Annotated in this window: 21 protein-coding genes; 3 read left to right on the top strand and 18 right to left on the bottom strand. The window is 50.7% G+C overall.

The window, feature by feature from the left end:
* Nucleotides 1-418: 418 nt before the first annotated feature.
* From DL94_RS0106165 to DL94_RS0106120, 10 genes are all read right to left on the bottom strand, one after another.
* Nucleotides 419-2,125 carry an ABC transporter ATP-binding protein/permease gene (locus DL94_RS0106165; protein ID WP_231464564.1) on the bottom strand — a complete coding sequence of 569 codons (1,707 nt, stop codon included), beginning with the start codon at nucleotides 2,123-2,125 and terminating at the stop codon, nucleotides 419-421.
* Between the two features lie 172 nt (nucleotides 2,126-2,297).
* Nucleotides 2,298-3,800, bottom strand: coding sequence for a Na+/H+ antiporter NhaC family protein (locus tag DL94_RS0106160; RefSeq protein WP_028129414.1), 1,503 nt, complete (start codon nucleotides 3,798-3,800; stop codon nucleotides 2,298-2,300).
* Between the two features lie 136 nt (nucleotides 3,801-3,936).
* A complete protein-coding gene (locus DL94_RS14370) occupies nucleotides 3,937-4,521 on the bottom strand; it encodes a peptidoglycan recognition protein family protein (RefSeq protein WP_051586341.1) in 585 nt (194 codons plus the stop codon).
* Between the two features lie 22 nt (nucleotides 4,522-4,543).
* A complete protein-coding gene (scpB, locus tag DL94_RS0106150; RefSeq protein WP_028129413.1) occupies nucleotides 4,544-5,344 on the bottom strand; it encodes a methylmalonyl-CoA decarboxylase in 801 nt (266 codons plus the stop codon).
* 188 nt (nucleotides 5,345-5,532) lie between these two features.
* Nucleotides 5,533-6,399, bottom strand: coding sequence for a 16S rRNA (adenine(1518)-N(6)/adenine(1519)-N(6))-dimethyltransferase RsmA (gene rsmA, locus DL94_RS0106145; protein ID WP_028129412.1), 867 nt, complete (start codon nucleotides 6,397-6,399; stop codon nucleotides 5,533-5,535).
* Nucleotides 6,396-6,926 carry a ribonuclease M5 gene (rnmV, locus tag DL94_RS0106140; RefSeq protein WP_028129411.1) on the bottom strand — a complete coding sequence of 177 codons (531 nt, stop codon included), beginning with the start codon at nucleotides 6,924-6,926 and terminating at the stop codon, nucleotides 6,396-6,398. Before rnmV ends, rsmA begins: the two co-directional genes overlap by 4 nt.
* Nucleotides 6,927-6,935: 9 nt before the next feature.
* The gene (locus tag DL94_RS0106135; protein ID WP_028129410.1) at nucleotides 6,936-7,610 is read right to left on the bottom strand and encodes a dTMP kinase; all 675 of its coding nucleotides are present in this window, start codon (nucleotides 7,608-7,610) and stop codon (nucleotides 6,936-6,938) included.
* A complete protein-coding gene (locus DL94_RS0106130) occupies nucleotides 7,607-9,067 on the bottom strand; it encodes an aminotransferase class I/II-fold pyridoxal phosphate-dependent enzyme (RefSeq protein ID WP_037371390.1) in 1,461 nt (486 codons plus the stop codon). Before DL94_RS0106130 ends, DL94_RS0106135 begins: the two co-directional genes overlap by 4 nt.
* 3 nt (nucleotides 9,068-9,070) lie before the next feature.
* Nucleotides 9,071-10,351, bottom strand: coding sequence for a sensor histidine kinase (locus DL94_RS0106125; RefSeq protein ID WP_028129408.1), 1,281 nt, complete (start codon nucleotides 10,349-10,351; stop codon nucleotides 9,071-9,073).
* A gap of 32 nt (nucleotides 10,352-10,383) precedes the next feature.
* A complete protein-coding gene (locus DL94_RS0106120) occupies nucleotides 10,384-10,584 on the bottom strand; it encodes a hypothetical protein (protein ID WP_156031700.1) in 201 nt (66 codons plus the stop codon).
* A gap of 176 nt (nucleotides 10,585-10,760) precedes the next feature.
* Between DL94_RS0106120 and DL94_RS0106115 the strand changes: the two genes are divergently transcribed.
* The gene (locus DL94_RS0106115) at nucleotides 10,761-11,222 is read left to right on the top strand and encodes a nitrous oxide-stimulated promoter family protein (RefSeq protein WP_028129406.1); all 462 of its coding nucleotides are present in this window, start codon (nucleotides 10,761-10,763) and stop codon (nucleotides 11,220-11,222) included.
* A 121-nt stretch (nucleotides 11,223-11,343) separates the two neighbouring features.
* On the opposite strand, the gene DL94_RS0106110 is transcribed toward DL94_RS0106115, so the two are convergent.
* From DL94_RS0106110 to DL94_RS0106100, 3 genes are read right to left on the bottom strand one after another with little or no spacing between them, the layout of a single operon-like run.
* Nucleotides 11,344-12,531 carry an FtsW/RodA/SpoVE family cell cycle protein gene (locus DL94_RS0106110; protein ID WP_028129405.1) on the bottom strand — a complete coding sequence of 396 codons (1,188 nt, stop codon included), beginning with the start codon at nucleotides 12,529-12,531 and terminating at the stop codon, nucleotides 11,344-11,346.
* A gap of 52 nt (nucleotides 12,532-12,583) precedes the next feature.
* Nucleotides 12,584-13,234, bottom strand: a complete 651-nt coding sequence (gene trmB / locus DL94_RS0106105) for a tRNA (guanosine(46)-N7)-methyltransferase TrmB (protein ID WP_028129404.1) — start codon at nucleotides 13,232-13,234, stop codon at nucleotides 12,584-12,586.
* A gap of 11 nt (nucleotides 13,235-13,245) precedes the next feature.
* Nucleotides 13,246-15,162 (bottom strand): sigma-54-dependent Fis family transcriptional regulator, encoded by a 1,917-nt coding sequence (locus DL94_RS0106100; protein WP_028129403.1) that lies wholly within the window; start codon nucleotides 15,160-15,162, stop codon nucleotides 13,246-13,248.
* A gap of 283 nt (nucleotides 15,163-15,445) precedes the next feature.
* Here DL94_RS0106100 and DL94_RS0106095 point away from each other — a divergent pair, with 283 nt between their 5' ends.
* A complete protein-coding gene (locus DL94_RS0106095) occupies nucleotides 15,446-16,705 on the top strand; it encodes a glucosaminidase domain-containing protein (RefSeq protein ID WP_028129402.1) in 1,260 nt (419 codons plus the stop codon).
* 82 nt (nucleotides 16,706-16,787) lie between these two features.
* Complete coding sequence (locus tag DL94_RS0106090; RefSeq protein ID WP_028129401.1) at nucleotides 16,788-17,132, top strand: cupin domain-containing protein; 345 nt, start codon at nucleotides 16,788-16,790, stop codon at nucleotides 17,130-17,132.
* Between the two features lie 106 nt (nucleotides 17,133-17,238).
* On the opposite strand, the gene hcp is transcribed toward DL94_RS0106090, so the two are convergent.
* From hcp to DL94_RS15245, 5 genes are all read right to left on the bottom strand, one after another.
* Entirely contained in the window at nucleotides 17,239-18,873 is a 1,635-nt protein-coding gene (hcp, locus tag DL94_RS0106085) for a hydroxylamine reductase (protein WP_028129400.1), read from the bottom strand.
* 168 nt (nucleotides 18,874-19,041) lie between these two features.
* Nucleotides 19,042-19,587, bottom strand: a complete 546-nt coding sequence (locus DL94_RS0106080) for a hypothetical protein (RefSeq protein ID WP_231464579.1) — start codon at nucleotides 19,585-19,587, stop codon at nucleotides 19,042-19,044.
* 191 nt (nucleotides 19,588-19,778) lie between these two features.
* Entirely contained in the window at nucleotides 19,779-20,144 is a 366-nt protein-coding gene (locus DL94_RS0106075) for a VOC family protein (protein WP_028129398.1), read from the bottom strand.
* Nucleotides 20,145-20,158: 14 nt separating this feature from the next.
* A complete protein-coding gene (locus tag DL94_RS0106070; RefSeq protein ID WP_028129397.1) occupies nucleotides 20,159-20,554 on the bottom strand; it encodes a response regulator in 396 nt (131 codons plus the stop codon).
* A gap of 2 nt (nucleotides 20,555-20,556) precedes the next feature.
* The gene (locus DL94_RS15245) at nucleotides 20,557-21,942 is read right to left on the bottom strand and encodes a sensor histidine kinase (RefSeq protein ID WP_028129396.1); all 1,386 of its coding nucleotides are present in this window, start codon (nucleotides 21,940-21,942) and stop codon (nucleotides 20,557-20,559) included.
* Nucleotides 21,943-22,041: the final 99 nt, after the last annotated feature.

The following is a 22,041-nucleotide window of genomic DNA, read 5'->3' as shown; positions in this document are numbered from 1 at the left end:
AATAAGAAACTAAAAGTTTCTCAAACATCTGGCTTTAATCATGTTGCATGATTATTTGCATTGTTTAGTTTTCAAAGAACAATCTGTTTATCGCCTGTCGTTTCAAGCGACTCACTTATCTTATCGCATTCAGCTTAGCTTGTCAACATCTTTTTTAGAAAATTTTCAAAGCTTTGCGGCACCTCACAACTGCTTGCCATTCAAGGCTGTGTCAGCTGTTTGTCTGCCGTGTCTGTCAGCGACTTGTATTATATTACACGCTTTATCCTTAACTGTCAACACCTTTTTAAATTTTTTTCTTTTATGTGAACATCACTCCTAGTTTAAGCCTCACTTACAAGTTTTTCTGTTGCTTTTATATACGTTCTAAAACACAATCCATTACAGCAAAAAAGGTGGGAATTCCCCACCTTCTCGATTATATAGCCAGCAGCTGCCAGCTGCCCTCTGTTGTCATTTTTAACTCCTGATTATGCTGCGCATACAACGTTGAACGATGCCCAACACTGACGATACTCATATCCGGCAATTCACGAGCCAGCATTTCATAGAGTTCGGCCTCTCGTGGTTCATCGAGCGCTGAGGTGGCCTCATCCAAAAACAGCCAGTCAGGTTTTACCAATAGCACCCGGGCAAAGGCCAGACGCTGCTGTTCACCCAATGACAGGATTCTGCTCCAGTCGTCAACTTCGTCCAAACGGCTGGCAAAGTCTGCCAGTCCCACCTTTTGCAGAACAGAATGCAGTGCCGTATCATTCCCTCCCGTCGTCAGAGGATAATACAAGGCACGACGCAGACTGCCCAACGGCAGATACGGACGCTGTGGCAGGAACAGCATGCGGCTCCCCTGTCCTACAGCCATCTGCCCCTGACCATACGGCCAGATACCGGCCAAAGTACGCAGCAGGGTACTCTTGCCACAGCCGGAAACACCAGTAACCAGCAATTTAGTTCCCTTGGGCATATTCACATTACAGTTTTCCAGCAATGTACGCCCGTCCGGCAATGCCACCTGCAGATTTGTCAACTCCAGGCCCCCAGCCGGAGCGGTTCTCCCGCTGATACCATTTTCCACATGTTCGGCATCTTCCATGTGTTGGTTGAACGACGCCAGTCGTTTGACCACAGCCGCCAACTGGGCGATGGTATCGTAAGACTCGACAAAGTAAGACAGCGCATCCTGCACCCTGCCAAAAGCCGACACTGTCTGCATAAGACCGCCCAAAGCCATGGCTCCGGCAAAATACTGCGGCGCTGCGAGAATAAGCGGCACCACTACTGCCAGCTGGGCATAGCCATTAACATAGAAATTCAGAATTTTCGTCTGCCGCATCAGCTGCCAAAAGTTGCTGATAACCTTGGCAAAACGTTCGTGAAAGCCTTTGTTTTCCACATTTTCGCCGCCGTAAAAGGCAATGCTTTCACTGTTTTCGCGGACACGCATCATATTGAAACGGAAATCTGCCTCAAAGCGCTGTTGTTCAAAATTCAGACTGATGAGTTTACGGCCGGCAATATGTGCCCCGACCGTACCCAGTCCGGCATAAATCAAGGAGAACCAGAACATATAGCCATAGATTACCAGTTCCTTGTCGCCCAGGTGCATGGTATAGGCACCTGACAGATTCCATAGAACCACGCCAAAAGCTGCCAGGGTTGTCATCTGCTTTAACAGGCCGATTAAAAGCTGCAAGGTCAGATTGACAAACTGATTTATATCTTCACTGATTCGCTGGTCAGGGTTATCGGTGTCACTGCCCTGCACCTGCATGCGATAGTAAACCTGCCGTTTAAGCCAGCGCGCCAGATACTCGTCAGTCATCCAGGTACGCCATTTTATTTGCACCATCTGCCGCAGGTAAACAGCATAAACCGCCACCACTATGTGCAGCATGGCCAGCAGGGTAAATTCCCCCAGCAGCGGCCAAAACTCCGCCACCAGATATTCCTGCAGGGCGTTGTAAAATTCTTTATACCAGCTGTTTATCAGCACCAACAGGTACACATCAAAAAAATTCAAGCCAATAACAAAGGCCAGCAGGCCACGGGCGCGCCATTTATATTCAGAGTTCCAATAGCCGCCGAAAAGCCGGCCAAACACTTTGGCCACTTGGATAAATCCCACAATAATCACACCTTAATAAGAGATTGTGACAAAAGTCAACGAATAATCACAGTATAGACCTTTACTATCATTCCTGCAATAAATATTTAACGGCCGGCAGCAGGCTGACACGCCCATAAAAAAGTCCCGGCAGGATATCATATCTTACCGGGAATACAATATTTATTTTTTCTTACTTGTCCAAAGACGACACCTTGGCCATCACTACAGACATAGCCACGCACAATAAGGCGAAAGCCGTCCCCAGGCCAATCCAGCCATTGCCGGTAAAACCATCTACCACATAGCCGGCAAGCGAGCAGGCTGCCACAGTCGTAACGTAAGGCAGCTGGGTGCTAACATGGTCCAAATGGTCACACTGTGCACCAGCCGAAGCCAATATCGTGGTATCGGAAATCGGTGACGCATGGTCGCCACCCACAGCTCCGGAAAGGATAGCTGCCACGCAGATAACCAGCATCTGCGGGTCATTGCCCACTACAGCGACCGCAATGGGAATCAGAATACCGAAAGTTCCCCAGCTCGTGCCAGTCGCAAAGGCCAGCCCGATAGCCACCAGGAAGAAAATCGGCGGCAAAAGCATAATCAAAGTCGCATTCGCACTGACGATTCCGCCGACAAAACCGCCAAGATTCAGGTACTTGTCACTGCAAATTCCGGACAGCGTCCAGGCCAGGCACAGGATAAAGATAGCCGGCGTCATAGCCTTAAAGCCCCAGCCGAAACTGTCACAAAAAGCATTGAAGGAAATGACTTTGCGCGGCAAATATAACAATCCCGTAAATACAAAGGCAATAAAGGAACCCAGAACCAGTGACTTGGAGGAATCGCAATCGGCAAAAGCATCAGCAATACTCTTGCCCTCGTGAATACCACCGGTATAGAGCATACCGTACACGCAGGCTGCAATCAGCACCAACAGCGGCAGCAGCAGGTCGATAATCTTGCCATTGCCCTGCTGGTCCTTATGAACTTCGCCATTGCCCTGATACTCCTTGGGGATTTCAAAATTCTCATTGCTGCGTTTCACATCGTGGGCCATCGTCCCGAAGTCCTTGCCCGTCCAAATGATAAAGAACAGGAACACCAGCGTCAGCCAGGCGTAAAGGTTAAACGGAATGGTCTGAATAAACAGCGAAAAACCGTCAATCTCCGAGCCTTCCGGCAGGGACGAACCCACAGCCGCCGCCCAGCTCGATACCGGGGCAATTATGCAGATGGGCGCCGCCATGGCGTCGATAATATAAGCCAGTTTCGCCCGGGAAATCTTGAACTTATCCGTTACCGGACGCATAACCGTACCTACGGTCAGACAGTTGAAGTAATCGTCAATAAAAATGACCAGCCCCAACAGTGCCGTAATAAGGGACGCCTGACGCCGTCCTTTGATAGTACGGGCTGCCCATTCGCCATAGGCACTGGTAGCACCACTGCGCGTAATCGCCGCCACCAGAATACCCAGAATGACCAGGAAAACCAAAATGTTAACATTACTGCCCACCTTGTCCGCCATTACCTGAAACATGGTCAGCGTGGACTGCAGGAAATTTCCGCCCGTAAAGAGCATGGCACCGGAAAAGATACCAATGATGAGGGACATATAAACTTCCTTCGTCCACAAAGCCAGTACGATAGTGATAACTGGCGGCAGGATAGACCAAATAGATTCAGCCATAACCTACCTGCTTTCTGCTATTGTTAGCGAATATTTTTCATATAATACACGAACCATATTGTATAACATTTTTTGCATAGTAGCAAGGGTAGTTAAGCATTTTTTGCAAGTTTTAGGGCGTTATTATTCTCCGTAGTCAGTGGTTGTGTTCAGCACAAAACCAGCGTATTTCCTCCAGCCGCCGGTACAATCGTTTGCCAGGACAGGCCGTGTCATTAAGGTCCCTATGCCCCACAATCGTCCCCTTCCGCAAGGGGTCCAGCTTATACTTTTGGCACAACCAGCGGCATAGTTCCTTAACTGCGTCCATCTGGGCTGCCGTAGGTTTACCAATATCGAAATTTCCTGCCAGGCAGATGCCCAGAGAATTTTTATTGTGCCCATAGGCATGCGCCCCTACCATGTCCGGGCGCCGCCCCTGTTCAATCATGCCGTTCTTGCGGATAAGGTAGTGATAGCCGACGCCAGCCCACTTGAATTTTTCCTGATGGAACTTATGTATCGCCTGCACAGTGGAATCCTTATCCTCGTTAGGAAAGCCCGTATGATGAATTACCAGCATTTCCGTCGCCGGCCGCACCTCATACTCCGTGAATTGCAAAAAACGCTTGTAAATCATCGGTTCATAGTAAGCCGCCTCCACAGGCAGTATTTCCCCCTGCCCCAGCAGTGCGCCCAACATACTGCAGACACTCCACCGCAAAAAATCACGCCGTTTCATTGTCTTTTCTCCTGCACATGTCTTAGTCCAGTTCCTTAGCCTTGCCTTTGTATTCCGGCGGCCGTTTTTCCAGGAAGGAGTTAATGCCCTCCCGGTAATCCTCTCCACAATACACGATATTGCGATAAGCGTTAATGCGTTCAAAACTCTCGGCACTGATAACCGTCGAGGCTCTTGACAGAATGCGGAACTGCCGCTTGATGGCACTGATGGACAGAATGCTGTTGCGGCGCAGGGGAGCCAGGAACTGCTCTTCCAGCATTATTCGCAATTCCTCACCATTGTCGGCCACCCGATTTATAAGCCCCACGTTCAGAGCATCCTCTGCCGTTATCGGCGTGGCCAGGAAAAACATCTCCCGGGCTTTGTTAATGCCCAGCTGATTGACAAAGTGCATAATCCCCGACGCATTATAAGGAATGCCGATTTTCGCCGGTGTAATAGCAAATGTAGCATCTCTGGAACTGACAATCATATCACAGGACAGGCACAAGTCACAGGCCCCGCCCCATACAGTGCCGTCCACGCAGGCAATGACGGGAATGGGTATCTCCTGCACCTCACGCAGCAGTTTTTCCATCGGCACATAAAAGGCCAGCGGGTCACTGCCGTCCTGGGGCAGCTCGCGAATATCATGCCCGGCGCTCCATACATGCCGGTTCACTTCTGCCTCCAGCACAATTCCCACGCATTCCTTTTCATAACTGTGCTTAATATCTGCCATCAGCTCATTACACATATCTTCGCTTAAACAGTTAAAATGCTTGCCATTATTCATTTTTATATAGGCAATACGGTCCTTAATCATGTTCTCTACTAACATAGTTCATCCCCCCACTTTCTTACACTCAGATACTATTAGTATTCTCCATTCCCCTGGCCGCCGCCTTCTTAACCTGTTAAAATTTTTCTAATAAAATCAGGGGCAGCTATTAGCATTCGCACGTCTGACAGTCAAGCTGTCTGCGTCAAGATGATAATAGCTGCCCCCTGGGCAATATCAATATGTAATTACTGTGGCATGGCCGAAAAAGCATCAGCCAATTTAGCAAACTCTGCCAGTGATAAGGTTTCGCCGCGGCGTGTGGGGTCAATGCCAGCCTGTTCCATAGCGTCGCGCACCTGTTCCTTGGGCAGGCCGCCCCCCTTCAAGGCATTGGCCAGTGTCTTGCGTCGCTGACCGAAAGCCGCCTTGACCACGCGGAAGAACATCTTTTCACTCTGCACCGTCACCGCCGGCGTTTCCCTGACCTTGCAGGCGATAACCACACTGTCCACTTCCGGTGCCGGAATGAAGGAACGCGGCGGTACATCCAGCACGATTTCCGGCTCGGTATAATACTGCACAGCCACAGACAAAGCGCCGTAATCCTTGCCGCCGGGCTGGGCCACCATGCGCAGGGCCACTTCCTTCTGCACCATGGTGACCATGTGCGTAATGGGCAGGTGACGCTCCAATAGCGCCATCAATATGGGCGTAGTGATGTAATAAGGCAGATTGGCCGCGACCTTAAAGGGCGCGTCTCCCATGATTTCCGGGATATTGACTTTAAGAATATCACCGGGCACAATGCGCACATTGTCATATCCTTTAAGCGTTTCTGCCAGCACAGCCGGCAGTTTTTTATCAAGTTCCACGGCCGTCACATCAGCCCCGGCCTCAGCCAGGCCCTGCGTAAGTGTGCCGATTCCCGGGCCGATTTCCAATACCCGGTCCCCGGGCTCAATCTGGGCTGCGTCCACAATGCCCTGCACAATGCCGGCATCAATCAGGAAGTTCTGCCCCAGTTTTTTGCTCATGCGCAGGCCAAAGGCCTTTAATATATGGGTAGTGACCTCCCGGCTGGCAATCTTGGGCTGGGTGGCTTTCTCACTCATGCTTGTTCCTCCTCGTCTAAGGCCGCCACAGCAGCCGCAAATTCTTCACGGGTTACACCGTAATGATTCAGGCGTTTTAAAAATGTCTTGGCATTGGCAAAGCCCAGACCAAGCTTGGCCCCCAGCTTGGCCCGGCGCTGTACAGCCGCCGGTGCCCCGGACAGGTCATTTACAATTAAATCCGTACTGCTGAAATTATTGGTGGGTTCCCAGTCCATCGTACGCACTTTGGCCAGTGCCTTGCGAATAGCCTCCGGCTTGGCCTGTTCAATACCGATATCGTCGTTGTCCGTGGCGTCCTCCACGGGAACAAAGGCGTGCTTGGTCAAATAGCTGCGAATCCGCTCCCCGGCCGAATCCGGGTCCGTCATAATGATAATGCCTCGTTTTTTATAGGCCTGTTCGATATTTTTCAGCGCCTGCTTTTTTAAATTAAAACCTTCGGTGATAATGCAGTCCGCCTCCACGGCTTTATCGATGGCCACCACGTCCATCTTGCCTTCCACCACCAAAACTTCTTTTATCATGATTACTCCTTACTTCTTCAATAGCGCCGCCACCAGCTGATATACATCAGCGTGGATAGCGTCTATGCTGCGCGGGCTTTCCCCGTCATTGCACACAACTTTATCCCATTTATATTTCGCCGCCAGTTCCAGATAGGCCGCATGGCAGCGGTGCAGGTATGCGGTATCGCGTTCATGGATATCTTTTTGTACAGCTGTTTCTGCTGCCCGGGCCGCGATTAACTTATCCGCCACCTCCGGGGCCATATCCAGAAAAATCACCTTATCCGGTACCGGCAGGCCCATTTTGCCAAACTCAAAATCCCAGAGCCAGTCCAAAAAAGCCTCGCGCTCAGCCTTAGCGGTGAGCTTTACCGCCTGATGGACCATATTGCTGGTGGTGTAGCGGTCAGCCAGAATGATATCTCCGGCCTCATAATAATCACGCCACTTCCGCTGATAGGAGGCAAATCTGTCCACCGCAAAGAAAGTCGATGCTGCGTAAGCATTTACATCAGCGGCCTTTTCCCCAAAAGCACCGCCCAGATACATACGCACCAGTGCCGAAGAATCATCGTCATAATCAGGAAATTCTATACGATGAACCCGATAACCGTCCTGCTGCAAATGTTCATACAGGGCCCTGGTCTGCGTGGCCTTGCCGGAACCGTCGCCGGCCTCTATGATGATTAACTTGCCTTTCATCTGTCATCCCTCACAACTTTTATGGTCTGTAACGTGCTGTCAGCCGGCCCCACTACTTTAAGTCCGAGCTGCTGCATAGTCCTGATGTAGTCAAGCGCCGCCTTATCAATGACATCTCCCGGCGCGAGCAGGGGCACGCCCGGCGGATAAAACATAATTTGCTCCGCGGCAATACGCCCCTCAGCCTGAGAAAAGGGAATAATCTCACCTGGCGCAAAGAAAGCCGCCCGGGGGCTCATTCCCAATTGTGGTACAGGCGGCACCCTGACCGGCAGTGTCAGCTTGGGCCGCCCTTTAAATCTTCCTGCCAGACCAGTCAGCGCCTGCAGCAAAATCTCTGTCTGTTCTGCTGTATCCGCATAGGAAATTATAAAGAGCAGATTATAGGCATCGGAAAGCTCACACTGAATTTTATACTCATGCCTCAGAATACTTTCTGCCTGTACACCGGTAATCCCCAGCTGGCGCAGGTTTACCGTCACCTTGGTTATGTCCAGGGATTCCCCGTCCGGCAGGTAATCAGCCCCAAAGGCCCACAGCCCCGGAATTTTATTTATCTCCCGGCGCAGCTCTGCTGCCAGTTTTACCGCCCGTCCCACCAATTCAAGGCCGGACTCCGCCATCTGCAATCGGGCAATATCCAGAGATGCCAACAGCAGCTGATTGGGGCTGGTGGATTGCAGCAGGCTGGCTGCCTCGCGCACGCGCTGCACATCGATTCTGTCTTTACGTACCAGCAGCATGGAGGTCTGCGTCATTGAACCGAGAATTTTGTGGGTGCTTTGTGCCGCCATATCAGCTCCGGCAGCCAAAGCCTGTGCCGGCAGCGCCGTGCTGAAATGAAAATGCGCCCCATGCGCCTCGTCCACGAGCAGCAGCATGTTTCTGCTATGAACAAGGTCGGCTGCGGCCTGCAGGTCCATGGCCACCCCATAATAAGTAGGATATACCAGCAGTAATGCCCGGGCCTCGGGATTAGCGTCCACAGCCGCGGCAATATCAGCATAGCGCAGGCCCATGGGAATTCCCAGCTCTTCATCAATACGCGGCTGGATAAAGACCGGCGTTGCCCCGGTAAGTATCAGTCCGCCAATTAGCGAACGATGGGCATTACGGGGGACAAGCACCTTGTCCCCGGGCTGCAAAGCCCCCATCAGCATGGCATGAATGGCCCCGCTGGTACCATTTATCATGAAATAAGCGGCATCTGCTCCATAGAGCTCTGCCGCAAGGTCTTGTGCATCTTTTATACACATAGTGGGCTCATGCAGGTCGTCCAGTTCCTCCATCAAGGATACTTCTTCGCGCAGCCCCTGCGGCGTTATAAGCTCCTGCAGCAGCTTATGCGCGCCGAGCCCCTGCTTGTGCCCCGGTGTATGAAAGGCGCGAGCGCCGTCACTGGCATAGGCCTTCATGGCCTCCGCTATCGGCGCTCGCAATTGCTTATCTTCTGTCATCTATTACTGCCCTTTTTTCTTGTCCGGCGCCGGCTTAATCACCTTTACGTCCTTGGTATCCACTATCGGAAGTTTATTGGGAATACGCAAATGCACACGGGTGCCTTCCCCGGGTGCCGACGTAATATTGAGCTCCGCGCCGATGATTTTCGCCCGTTCGCGCATGCCCAGCAGACCGAACCGCATTTCTTCTGCCGGCTCATCACCATCAGACTCAACCAGCCGCGCCTCTTTTTTCTCCCGTTCTTCCGGGTTAAAGCCCTTGCCATGGTCCTCAACGAGCACCGACAAAGCATTTGGTGAAAAGAGCAGGCGTACCCTGACCTTATCTGTTTCCGCATGATTGACCACATTGTTCAGAGATTCCTGCACAATGCGGAAAATAGCTATCTCGACGTGCTTAGGCAAATCATAAACCCTGCCGTCAACGGAAAAATCAATCGCCAGCATGCCCCGTGACGCAATGCGGCCAATAAGCTGATTGAGCGCCGCCGTCAGTCCCAGGTCATCCAAAGCCATGGGACGCATATCGAAAATAACCTGCCGTACACTGCCCAGGCAGTCACGCATTTGCTGGCGCAGCTCCTGCAGCGTCCGTTTGGCCTCGTCCGGGTCATAGTCCACCAATTTTTCCGCAATCGAGGTCTGGAAAATCAGATTGGCCAAATCCTGAGCCGGGCCATCATGCATTTCCCGGGAAATACGATAACGCTCCTCTTCCTGGGCCTTGATGATACGGGCGCCGACAAACTTTTCCTTCTGTACTGCCTCTATCTTCCAGATAACGCCGTTTACCTGCGTACTGAGATACGACAGTACCGAACCCACTGCCAGGGCCAGATGTTCGGCCTGCGCCAGCATGGTCTGCAGGCTCCGCAGACGCAGTTCCATCTTGTCACGCTGTGAACGCAGGTTGGCCTCTTTTTCCCGTTCCACACCCAAAGATACCTGAACGTTTTTTACCGCCTCATAGGATTCGCGCACCTTTTCCTCGGAGTAATCCTGAAAATTGCTGCTGACCTTGACGAGCCGCTGTTTTTCCTGCTGCTCCTGCTTGGTCAGCTCGTCCACCCGTTCGATGGTAATGTTGACCTGCTTTTTTAAATCTTCCAGCAGTTTGCGGCTGCTTTCCACTTCAGCGCGAGCAGTCTCGTAAATCTCAAAAATCTGTGTCTTGTTGTCTTCAATTGTGCTAATCGTGTTATTTAATATATTCTTTAGTGACTGTCCCGGAATTCCGTCAAGTTCTGCCGGTAATTCCTGACCACCGCGCCGGTCTGCCATAATTGCCTCCTATACCGCTAAGCCCAGCCAAATCACTTACGGCGCTTGCTGATAAGGCGAATTACCCCCAAGCCCAGAAGTGCACCTGCCAGAATGTACAAATCATTCCAACGGAACAAGGAATCAATGCCATTGTCCTGCAGCTTGCTGTAAATTGCTAAGACCACCAACAACACTACGAGTACATTGGTGATGAGTTTGCCATGAGTCTTGATAAAATCTATCTTCTCCACCCTCAATTCCATTTATATTGCTTAATAAACTATCTGATATAAATTTAACTAAAAAACAGGGATAAGTCAAGAGTACATTACCTGCCAAAGAACTCTTCTGCCCTTGCTTTTATTGGTAAATACCTTTAAAATATAAGGGTGTATTTATATTAACCATATCGAAAGGTGATACGACAATGAGCATTTTTTCCCGTTTTCTGCCCAAACGCAAACCGGTAGAAATTAAAAACAATATGCCTAAAGAAAAGGAAAACATCAAAAAGACCTTTGGTGTATACTGCCACAGCCATCATGACACCAAAGGCGATAAACTCTGTCCCAAATGTACGGCCCTGCTGGCCACGGTCATGACCAAGATGAACCGCTGCCCCTACGGCATTACCAAACCCATCTGCGACCGCTGCGACAGAACAGCCATCTGCTTTGGTGCTAAACAGGCACAGGAGTTCCTGGGCATTATGAGCGGCAGCCAAAAGCGCATGTTCCTGTCCCATCCCATGATGGCCATCAAGCACAAACTGGCAAGCATGGGTGTTGATTATGCCAAGTATCAGCAGGCCAAAAAAATTGACGACAAAGTAAAGGCCAAAGAGGCCGCTGCTAAAAAGCGTGCCAAAGAACGCAAGGACAGCAAATAATTAACACGGCATTTTACCGTGACAAGAGCCAGCCGGCTGACATTTGACATGTCAAATATGACAAAAGCCCTGGGTACTGATGGTCATATCATCAGCACCCAGGGTTTCTTAATATATACTGTTATTTCACCCGTCGCAAATGCGGCTTTACCTCAACATGCTCCGCCGGCTGCTTTTGCGCCAGTTTACGCTTTTCCTCAGCCAGCAGGCCCTTGTCACAAATATTTAAGAGCATCCCCATGGCTATCATCGACACCAGCAGGGAGGAACCGCCATAACTGATAAACGGCAGCGGTACACCAACCACGGGCAGCAGACCGCCAACCATCATGATATTGGCCACAGCCTGACCGGCAATGAGTATCATAATCCCCGTAGCCAGCATCTGTCCGTATTCATCGGGGGCCCGATTAGCCACACGGACACAGAACAGCACGAGCATGGCCAGTAAAATGCAGACCATAATGGCGCCCATATAGCCATGTTCCTGACAGAAGATAGCAAAGGCGAAGTCGGTATGTGCCTCCGGCAGGTATTCATACTTACTGACACCTTCGCCCAGGCCCATGCCCCAAAAGCCACCGGAACCGATGGTTGACAGTGATTGCACCATCTGGTAGCCCATGCCCTGCGCGTCGCCCCAGGGGTCATACCACACCTTCAAACGGGCCAGGCGGTAAGGCTGCATGAATATCATGACCGCCGCCAGCGCCAGCACACCACCGCCCAGAGCGAATACATACGACAGGGACATACCGGCCACCACCGACATTATCAGCGGTACACCTAAGACGATAACCGCCGTTCCCATATCAGGTTCCAGCTCTATCAGGGCAAACATTGCCGCAATAATTAAATAATGCGGATTTAGCACATTTTTTAAGGAATTGGCCCGGCCTCGTTTTATCCTTGATGACAAAACTGAGGCCGCTATCATCAAGCCCACCAGCTTGGCCAGCTCAGCCGGCTGCGCACCAAAGAGCCAGCGCCTGGCGCCATTTACTTCTGTACCAACCACCAGCACCGCTGCCAGTGACAGGAACGTCACCAGAATAACGGAGACCATCAGTGGCCCGCGCAGTGACCGCCAGCGGCGATAGCTGATTTTGCGAAAAATGACAAAGAGCACCAGCCCCAAAGCCATAACCATAACATGACGCCGGAGAAAGTGGTACGGATTTTCAAAATCCGTAGTAGCCAGGACGAAACTGGAGCTAAAGACATTGATGGTGCCAAGTACCAGCAGCACCACCATGATGACCATTATCGGTTCAGCATCGTTATTCCACAGCTTCTTCCGAATACGCATTACATTGCCTCCTTTAGGACGTGCTGTAAAAAGCTAAGCGTCCTAACCGCCCTCAGTCAAAAATGACTTCACAGCGATTGATTTTCTCACCGAAACCGCTGAATTTACGTTCATACTCAGTCATAATATTGTCCGGCCGGTTTTCAGCATGCAAGTCAAAGGACACGTCCTGCACTTTCAGCTGCGCCTCCGCAAACTGTTCCAGCGAGAAATCAAAGAGCGGACGATTATCCGTCTTGAAATGCAGCTGGCCGGGCTTTTTCAGCAGGCGGCGGTATTTTTCCAAAAAGCCCACATGTGTGAGGCGGCGTTTGGCGTGGCGTTTCTTCGGCCAGGGGTCACAGAAGTTTACATAGAAACGGTCCACTTCCCCCTCCGCAAAGATATTTTCAATCCCATTGATGTCAAAAACCAGCAGCCGCACGTTGCTGAGTCCCTTTTCTGCCACTTTCTTGGCCGCAGAGTAGAGCACGTCCTGCTGGGCCTCAATCCCGATATAGTTTATCCCGGGGTTGCGTTCCGCCAGCTGTGTGATAAAATCACCCTTGCCAGTCCCGAGTTCTACATGCAGCGGTGCCTTACGGCCGAAGATTTCACTCCACTGGCCTTTTTTCTCCTCACCAATCTCCTGGTCTTTGCTGATAACAAAGGCATCAAATTCATGGATGGCCTCATCCACCCAGGGCTTTCTACGTAAACGCACAATCTTTCTCCTTACTTCTTTTCCAATCCATACTTCTTCAAATAACGGTAAAGTGTCACGCGGCTGACATTCAAGAGATTGGCCAGCCGGCTCACATTGCCGCCGGCTGCCTGCCAGGCCTTGACAAAGACGTCCTTGTCTTCCTTCCACTTGTTATCGGGTTTTACATCCCCCATCAGACTGATGTCATGGGGGTTGATAACGTCATCATTCGTGTTGAAGAACGCATACTCCAGCACGCTTTGCAGCTGTTTGATATTACCGGGCCAATCATACTCACGGAGCACCTTTTCCGTTTCCGGCAGGATTTTCTTCGGTGCCATTTGGTGCTGTTCCGCCAATTCGCTGACAATATGCGCGGCCAGCTTGGGAATGTCCTCCCGGCGGCTGCGCAGAGCCGGCACTCGAATTACACTCTTAGACAGAGCCTCATACAATTCACCATCAAACAAGCCGCGCTCCGTCAGACGTTTCAAATCGCTGTCGCAGGCAGCGATAATGCGCACGTCAATATGGCGTTCCACCGTCTCGCCTACACGGCAGGCTTTGCCGGTGGCCAGAGCCTTGGCCAGTGCCTTGGCGATAGGCTTGGGCATTTTTTCAATTTCATCGAGGAAAAGCGTACCACCGGAGGCCAGTTCCAAACGCCCCTGATGGCTGACTTCAGCGTTTAACACTACGCCGAACAGTTCCTGCTCCAAAAGCTCCTGCGTGGTATCGCCGCAGCGCAGGGTAATCAGCGGACCGGCAGCCCGGTTGCTGGCCTGATGAATGCCATGAGCCATACGCTGTTTGCCGGTTCCGGCCTCGCCCTGAATGAGGACATGATGTTTGTTCTTAGCTACCCGGGCAGCCTTGCCGCGCACGCTGGCAAAAGTCGTCCCCTCGCCCACCATGGAGCCCAGACTGTACTTAGCCGTGTAACCGGCGGCATGTGCCACGAGTGTACGCAGGTCCTCAATCGGCATGGACACGACCACAACGCTCTGCACGGCCTGGTCCTCATCGCGTTCCAAAGGAACTACCGTGGTGATATCTTCATACGTCTTAGCCGGTGTAATCCAGGTAACTTCCTTATTAAAAGATGGAACCCCCCTAAAGCCCTTGTAAATTGGCGTATGCTGGTAATTCATGATGACGTCATTAAGATTTGACGTACGATGGGTGCCGGGTTCACGTTTGGCCCCAATACCTTCCAAACGCGTGTGACCGAGCTTGTTGGCATAAGCCACCTCGCCGCCAGGCAGCACATGGTACACAGCAAAGGGCGTTGAATCGAGAATCGCCTCATCAGCCTTGATACGGATAGCGTCATTCAAGTGGCTCTCCAGCGCCGTCCGCATGGTAAAGAGCAGGGAAATAACCGCATCCTGCGGCATAGCAACCTGTTCCATGGATACCAGGGTGATGATGTAATGCAGTTCACCACCGACCATAACCGGTGCCGAGCAGGCGTCACCCAGCTGACATTCCTTAACCCACATTTCCGGGCCAAACATCCAAAACGGCGCCTTATGTTCCAACGCCACGCTGATAGAAGATGTACCCACATGTTCAATGCCGACATTAGCACCTTCAATTTCCCCCGGCGTCATCTGATAGAACGGCAGGGAGTAACTTTTAAGCACCGTAGAATCCGCGTCAATCAGCAACAGACTAAGATTGTATTCCTGAAAGAATTCCTTAATGCCGTCACTCAGATGAGCCAAATAAGAAATTGCATCCTCATGCTTGGCCTGAAGTTCATGGAATTCTTCCCGGGACAGCAAATGTGCAATTTTCATCTTTTCCAGCCCCACGCCATAACGCTTGCTCTGCTGCCAGGAATCAGCTACCCAGGGATGCACATTAGGGTCCAGTACGCCTTCCTGGGCAAATTTTTCATAATAAGCCTCGAGTTTTGTACGACTACGATGCTCTCTAATCATTTTTTATCCTCCTAAATCTATGTAATATCTATGCCATTTTTGCAGATTTTCACCCACATCTTTTAGTCATTTGTCATATATCGTAACTTACATTTTAACAAGCCTGCATACTTACTGCAACCGCTTTGATGAAAAAAGTTTACATTTTAATAAAAAAATCTCTAAAAAAGCGTAAACCGGACGTGACACACCTTCCTGCAAAATCCCCAATTCCAAAACTCCCCTGTCCAGCCATGATATAAAGTGCTATAATTTAAGAAACTATCATTTAGGAGGTTTTTCCATGCGTTATTACCACAGCCTCATCGCAGCGGCAACAGCTGCTCTGTTTTTCCTCCCTCAGGCCGCCTTCGCCGCTCCATCCCAGGTTTTACCGCTTGACCAGCGCACCCTGCCAGGCCGCCCGTCATTTCCGCAAAAACTTACGCAGGAAATAAATAAAAAAGCCATTCAGGCTGTGCATTTCCAATATGCCCCAGCCTATGATACCCCGTTGTCAGCAGTAGACGCCGCCCCGGAATCCATCACCATTCTCGGCCAGGCTGAGGCGACACAGGAACAGATGGTGGCCTTTATAAACCGCCGCAACCCCATGCCCAAACTGAACTGTTCCGTAAAAGATATTGTCCGCTACTACTATGAGGAGGCCTCTCTTGAAGGCGTCCGCCCCGACGTAGCCCTGTGTCAGGCCCTAAAGGAAACAGGTTTCTTTGCCTACGGTGGCGATGTATCGCCCCAACAGAATAATTTCTGTGGTCTGGGAGCCACGGGTAATCATGAGCCGGGCTACAGCTTTGACACGCCCCAGCTAGGCGTCAGGGCCCATATCCAGCACCTGCTGGTCTATACGCAATACGAACGCCCCAAGCAAAAACTGGTAGACCCCCGCTATACGCATGTAGTGAACAACCGTCCTGACCTCCACGGCAAAGTGCACCATTGGACCAAACTAAACGGTGCCTGGGCTGTTCCCGGCAAAAACTATGGCCAGGAAATTCTCATGCTCTGGCGCGAGGCCCAGTCTCCTGACAGTTCAGCCATATCCCTGACCGCCGCCCAGCAAAAGGTGGCAGCGCAGCCCGGCAGTGCCAGTGCCTACATTTACCGGGGCCTGGTCTACTATCAGCAGGGCAATTACAATGATGCCCAAAGAGATTTTGACGCCGCAGTCAAACTCGTCCCCACCACCAGTGAAGGACTTTATAACAGCGCTATCACCGCAGCCAAGCTCGGCCAGACTAAAACCGCCCGGCAGGCCTATGATAAACTGCTCAAACTGCAGCCTGACTTTACCCAGGCTTATTACAACCGTGCCCTAATCCATTATCAGGCCCGTGACTACAACGAGGCCATTACTGATTTACAGCGGCTGCTGGCCATCGAAAGCCGTCAGGTTGACGCGCAGAACCTCATCGGCCTCTGTCATATCGCCCAAAAGAAATACGATGAGGCCTGGCAGGATTTTGCAGCAGCTGCTGCCATCAACTCCGCCAATATGAACGTTTTGGCCAATCAATTTATCTTTATGGCCTGTCTGAAATAAACAGCTATACTGGCTTAACCTGCCTGTTGCTTGTATAATTATAAGCAAGGCAATTCATTTTATATTAAAAGGAGACTTTATCATGGCTTTTATTGAACCCAATCCCCTGCAGGCTGCTAACAAGGCCGATGGCAACGGCACCATCACGATTGTCAAACTCCTGACGCCGGCCGAACTCGATGACAAATGCGATATGTACGCTAAAGTCATCATTCCGCCCCTTTGCTCCATCGGTGTTCACGAGCATCACGGCAACACGGAAACATATCACATTCTGTCCGGTACTGCTCTTTACAATGACAACGGCAAGGAAGTCACCATCGGTGCCGGTGCCACAACCTTCTGTCCTGACGGGGAAAAGCATGGTATTGCCAACCCCTCCAAGACCGAGGATTTAGTGTTTATGGCTCTGATTATCAAGAAATAATCCCCATACAAGACCAAAGCCCCCGGCCTGCTAATGGCTTTTCACAGTGTCTAAACCTTGAAAAGTTCTTAGCAGGCCGGGGGCTTTTCTTTTTCCCGTGCCAGGCTTAACCTATCAGCTTTTTAATATCTTCTTCGACCGTCGTAATACCGCCAATGCCGAAATTTTCCACCAGCACCTTGGCGACATTCGGCGACAGGAAGGCTGGCAGCGTGGGGCCCAGGTGTATATTTTTCACGCCCAAGTGCAAAAGAGCCAGCAGCACAATCACGGCCTTCTGCTCATACCAGGCGATATTATAAGCGATGGGCAGCTCATTAATATCTGCCAGACCAAACGCCTCTTTCAACTTTAAGGCGATAAGGGCCAGACTGTAGGAATCATTGCACTGTCCTGCGTCCAGAACTCTTGGTATACCGCCAATATCACCCAGATTCATTTTGATGTATTTATACTTCGCACAACCAGCGGTCAAAATGACTGTATCCTGCGGCAGCGCCCGGGCAAACTCTGCATAATAATCGCGCGACTTCATGCGGCCGTCGCAGCCAGCCATCACCACAAACTTTTTAATATCACCTTTTTTTACAGCCTCAATCACCTTGTCAGCCACGGCAAAAACCTGTTCATGGGCAAAACCGCCGACAATCTGCCCCTGTTCCAATTCCGTAGGCGGCTGACATTTTTGGGCCAGCTCAATGATTGCCGAAAAATCCTTACTGCCGTCATCCCGGGCTGCAATATGCTGACAACCGTCTACACCAACAGCCCCCGTGGTAAAGAGTCTGTCCTTATAGGCCGCTGCCGGCGGCACCACACAATTGGTGGTCATCAGAATCGGACCGTTAAAAACCGTAAATTCTTCCTTTTGTTTCCACCAGGCATTTCCGTAGTTGCCCACGAAATTGCTGTATTTCTTAAAACGCGGATAATAATGCGCCGGCATCATTTCGCCATGAGTATAGACATCTACGCCCGTTCCCTGTGTCTGCTCCAGCAGCATGGCCAAATCCTTTAAATCATGGCCGGAAACAAGAATTCCTGGCTTGCGTCCTACACCCAAATCCACTCTTGTAAGTTCAGGGTGGCCATAAGTTTCCGTATTGGCCCTGTCAAGCAAAGCCATACCATCTACGCCCCATTTTCCCGTTTCCAAGGTCAGTGCGGTAAGCTCTTTCACTGTCAGACTGTCGTCCAGCAGTTTGGCCAGCGCCGCCTGTACAAAAGCGTCTATATCTGCCTGCGCATAGCCCAGCACATTGGCATGTTTCTGATAGGCGGCCAGCCCCTTCAGACCATACGTAATCAGTTCCCGTAAACTGCGGATATCGGCGTTTTCCGTGGCCAGTATCCCCACAGTGGCAGCCTTAGCCGCAAAGTCCTGCTCTGCTCCCTGCCAAAATGCCGCGTCTGGCAGATTGTCCATAGCTTGCAAGCCGGCGAGCAATGAGTTCTTTACCGCCAAAGTTTCCTTTATGCGGGCGATGATTGCCTTTTCCGAAAAATTGGCATTGGTAATAGTAGTAAACAGATTGACGGTAATCAAATAATTAACTTCGCTGCTCACTGACTGTCCCTCAGCACGCAGGCGTGTAGTCACAGCCGCCAGCCCCTTGGTCACATATATGAGCAAATCCTGCATGGCTGCCACTTCCGGCGTCTTACCACAAACGCCCATACGTGTACAGCCCTGACAGCCAGCCGTTTCCTGGCACTGATAGCAAAACATCTTATTATCCATAAAGTCTCTCCTTCTACACATTACATCGCACCTATAAGCGGTATTCACCGCTGCTTATGGCCTAATTATAAACAGGAACGCAGGCCGTCGCGGTAACATTGGTTACGGCTTATCCGGAAACGCAAAAAAACCGCAAGTCTTACGACTTGCGGTAAATCAATGCATTTGTCAAGCAGAGATATCTACATGTGCCCCCATTGGTGGTTTGGGCCTGTAGTTGCTGATTTGGGCATTAGCTTGTTGGAACTTGCTGTGCCCCAAATTGGTTTCCGTGCCAAACTGTGATACGCGCGTGACATCGAGGGCTGCCTTCATGCCTTGCGCCATATTATGCTGGCCTTGTTCAGATATCTGTTTGACCTGCTGCTGGAATTTGCTGGAACCAAGCTTAGTTTCCGTGCCAAAGTTAGACACCTCATAATAAGACTTCGCCTTATCCATGATTTGTGAGGTATTTTGCATGCCCTCGTTATTTGTCTTTTCATTGTCACGCTGGAACTTGCTGGTACCAATTTTAGTGTCTGTACCAAAATTGGAAACCTTATAAATAGCAGCTGTTTCCCTGGCAATTTGTGATGTTTCCCGTTCGCCTATGCTAATAACGGTATCATTATTGCGCTGGAATTCACTGGAACCAAGTTTGGTTTCCGTACCAAAATTTGACACTTTTGTATAGGATGCTGCCTGTTCGCTACGCTCTTTAGTCGCTTGCATTCCCACAGAATGAACCTCGCGATTTAATTGCGGGAAGCTCGAAAGTGTCGTAGCGCTTACACCCGAGATACCCATAATAATCCCTCACTTTCCTTGAGACATTCACTAATCCTTTGAAATACAGGTATACAGCCCTACATTATCATTATATCCTAATTCGGCTATTTTTTCAACTGGTTGCCCATTATTTATTATTCTTGTTCTGGCATAATTTCCAGCCAGTAACCGTCTGGGTCGTTGATAAAATATAAACCCATCGCCTTGTTTTCATAACAGATACAGTCCATTTCCTGATGCTTGGCATGGGCTGCCTCAATATCATCTGTGGTAAAAGCCAGATGGAATTCATTGTCGCCGAGATTATAGGGTTCCTGCCGGCCTTTAATCCAGGTCAGTTCCAGCTGGTGCCGGCTGCCTGTTTCATCTCCCAGATACACGAGGATAAAATCACCTAAATCCAGTCTGCTGACCTCAGTGAGGTTCAGCGCCTCCTTATAAAATTTCAGACTGCGGTTCAAGTCTAACACATTCAAATTGTTATGCGCAAAGCGATACATAAAATCCCTCCATACTAGCTTATCAGCCCCAGGTCCTCCATAACCTCCTGCACTTTATCTATCTCAATTGGTTTGGAGGCATAGGCATCACAGCCCAGTTCAAAGGCCCTGTCCACATGCTCCATATCGGCGATAGCCGTCATCATAATGATTTTGGCCTGCTGCTCAGCAGACAAATGACGCCGATTTTCTATCTCGCGGATAAGGCGCAGCACCATCAGGCCATCAACCTTGGGCATCATAATATCCAGGCACATCATATCATAAGGCGTGCCGTTTTTCAGCGATTCCAAATACAAATCCAAGGTTTCCATACCATCCGACGCAATATCACATTGGCCATACCCCCGCAGGAAATCCTCCAGATATGTCCGGCTCAGACGGTCATCTTCTGCAATCAATATGCGCATACTTACCCCTCCTTGGCTTTCCGCAAAGTTCCTGCCACCAGTTTTTGCATGCAATAATGCATAAGATTTTCAGCCTTGGCCTCATCGTCGGCCGGCATTTGCTCCGCCTCACGCTCTTCCTTATTGCGCGGGCGCAGGATAATCTTGCGCGCCGGCTCAGCTTTGCCTGCCTCCAGCAAGGGGATCCAGAAAGACAGGCACGTTCCCCTGTCCAGTTCCGAATCCAGGCTCACCGTGCCCCCCATAAGTTCGACCAGGTCCCGGGAAATTACCAGCCCCAGCCCCGTTCCGCCAAACAGCCGCGTCGTGCTGCTGTCAGCCTGGCTGAACGGCTTAAACAAACGCTTGCGAACCTTTTCGTCTATCCCGATACCGGTATCTTCGACGCTGAATTCCAGAGTTGGCTGGTCATTGCGCCGGCCTTTATACACCGCTAAGGTAATCTTTCCCTTTTCCGTAAACTTCAACGCATTGGAAAGCATATTATGCAAAACCTGCCGCAGGCGCAAGGCGTCACCCCGCACAAATCTGGGCATATCCTCCAGCCCCGTCAGCACAAACTTCAGCCCCTTGGCCTCGACCAGCTGCCGGTAAACATTAGCCAGGCGGTTTATGGATTCATGCAGGTCAAAATCCCGCTTTTCGACCGACAAGCGGCCGTCTTCCAGTTTCGCAAAGTCCAGTATATCATTGAGAATCTGCAGTAAATCATCAGCGCTGCGTTTGGCATTCTGCAGGCATTCCTGCTGTTTGGGCGACAAATGCTCCCGGCCGGCCATCTCCAGCATACAGACAATGCCATTTAACGGTGTACGGATTTCATGGCTCATGGTGGAAATGAACTGCGTCTTACTCCGCGCAGCCTCCTCTGCCGCCAATTTGGCCCGTTCCAGTTCCATGCCGTATATCTTACGCAGGGACTCATCGACAATGGTAATGATTATCTGCTTATCACGGCCGGCGCCCGTCTGTGATACCCCCAGGCGCAGCCACAGATTGCTGTCTGTCCGGGCATTTTTCATCTGCATGGGAAACTCACTGGAAAAATCGTCATCCACTATCGCCGCCTCAATATTGCGGCGCACCGGACAATGGCGGCATTTACGCCCCTTGCCGCAGCCATTTTCCAAACTGTTTTCACAGCAAAAGGCATCACCAAATTGGCGGCCGATTACACCGGCCTGCCCATCTGCCTGCATCAGTTGCAGCCCCATCTCATTGACGGTTATTACCGCCCCTTCGGAGTTTAGCAGACAAAGCCCCACTTTCGCCGCCGAAAAAACCGCTCGCATATATTCCTGCCCAGCAGTAATCCGGGCCTCCAACTCTTCCACATGAGTCATTACACCCTGCAATTCCGCTGGCAAAGTCTTTATCGTCGTGCGCATAACACTGCCCCCTAATCATCATCAGCCGGCTATATTGCCTCCACGCCCTATAACCGTTCATCATGATTAGCTGAAAAAACGACACAATTACAACTTAAG

The organism is Selenomonas sp. AE3005 (assembly GCF_000686945.1).
Classification (GTDB): domain Bacteria; phylum Bacillota; class Negativicutes; order Selenomonadales; family Selenomonadaceae; genus Selenomonas_A.
The sequence above is the reverse complement of the archived record's forward strand: the minus strand, read 5'-3'. Positions and strand labels throughout refer to the sequence as shown.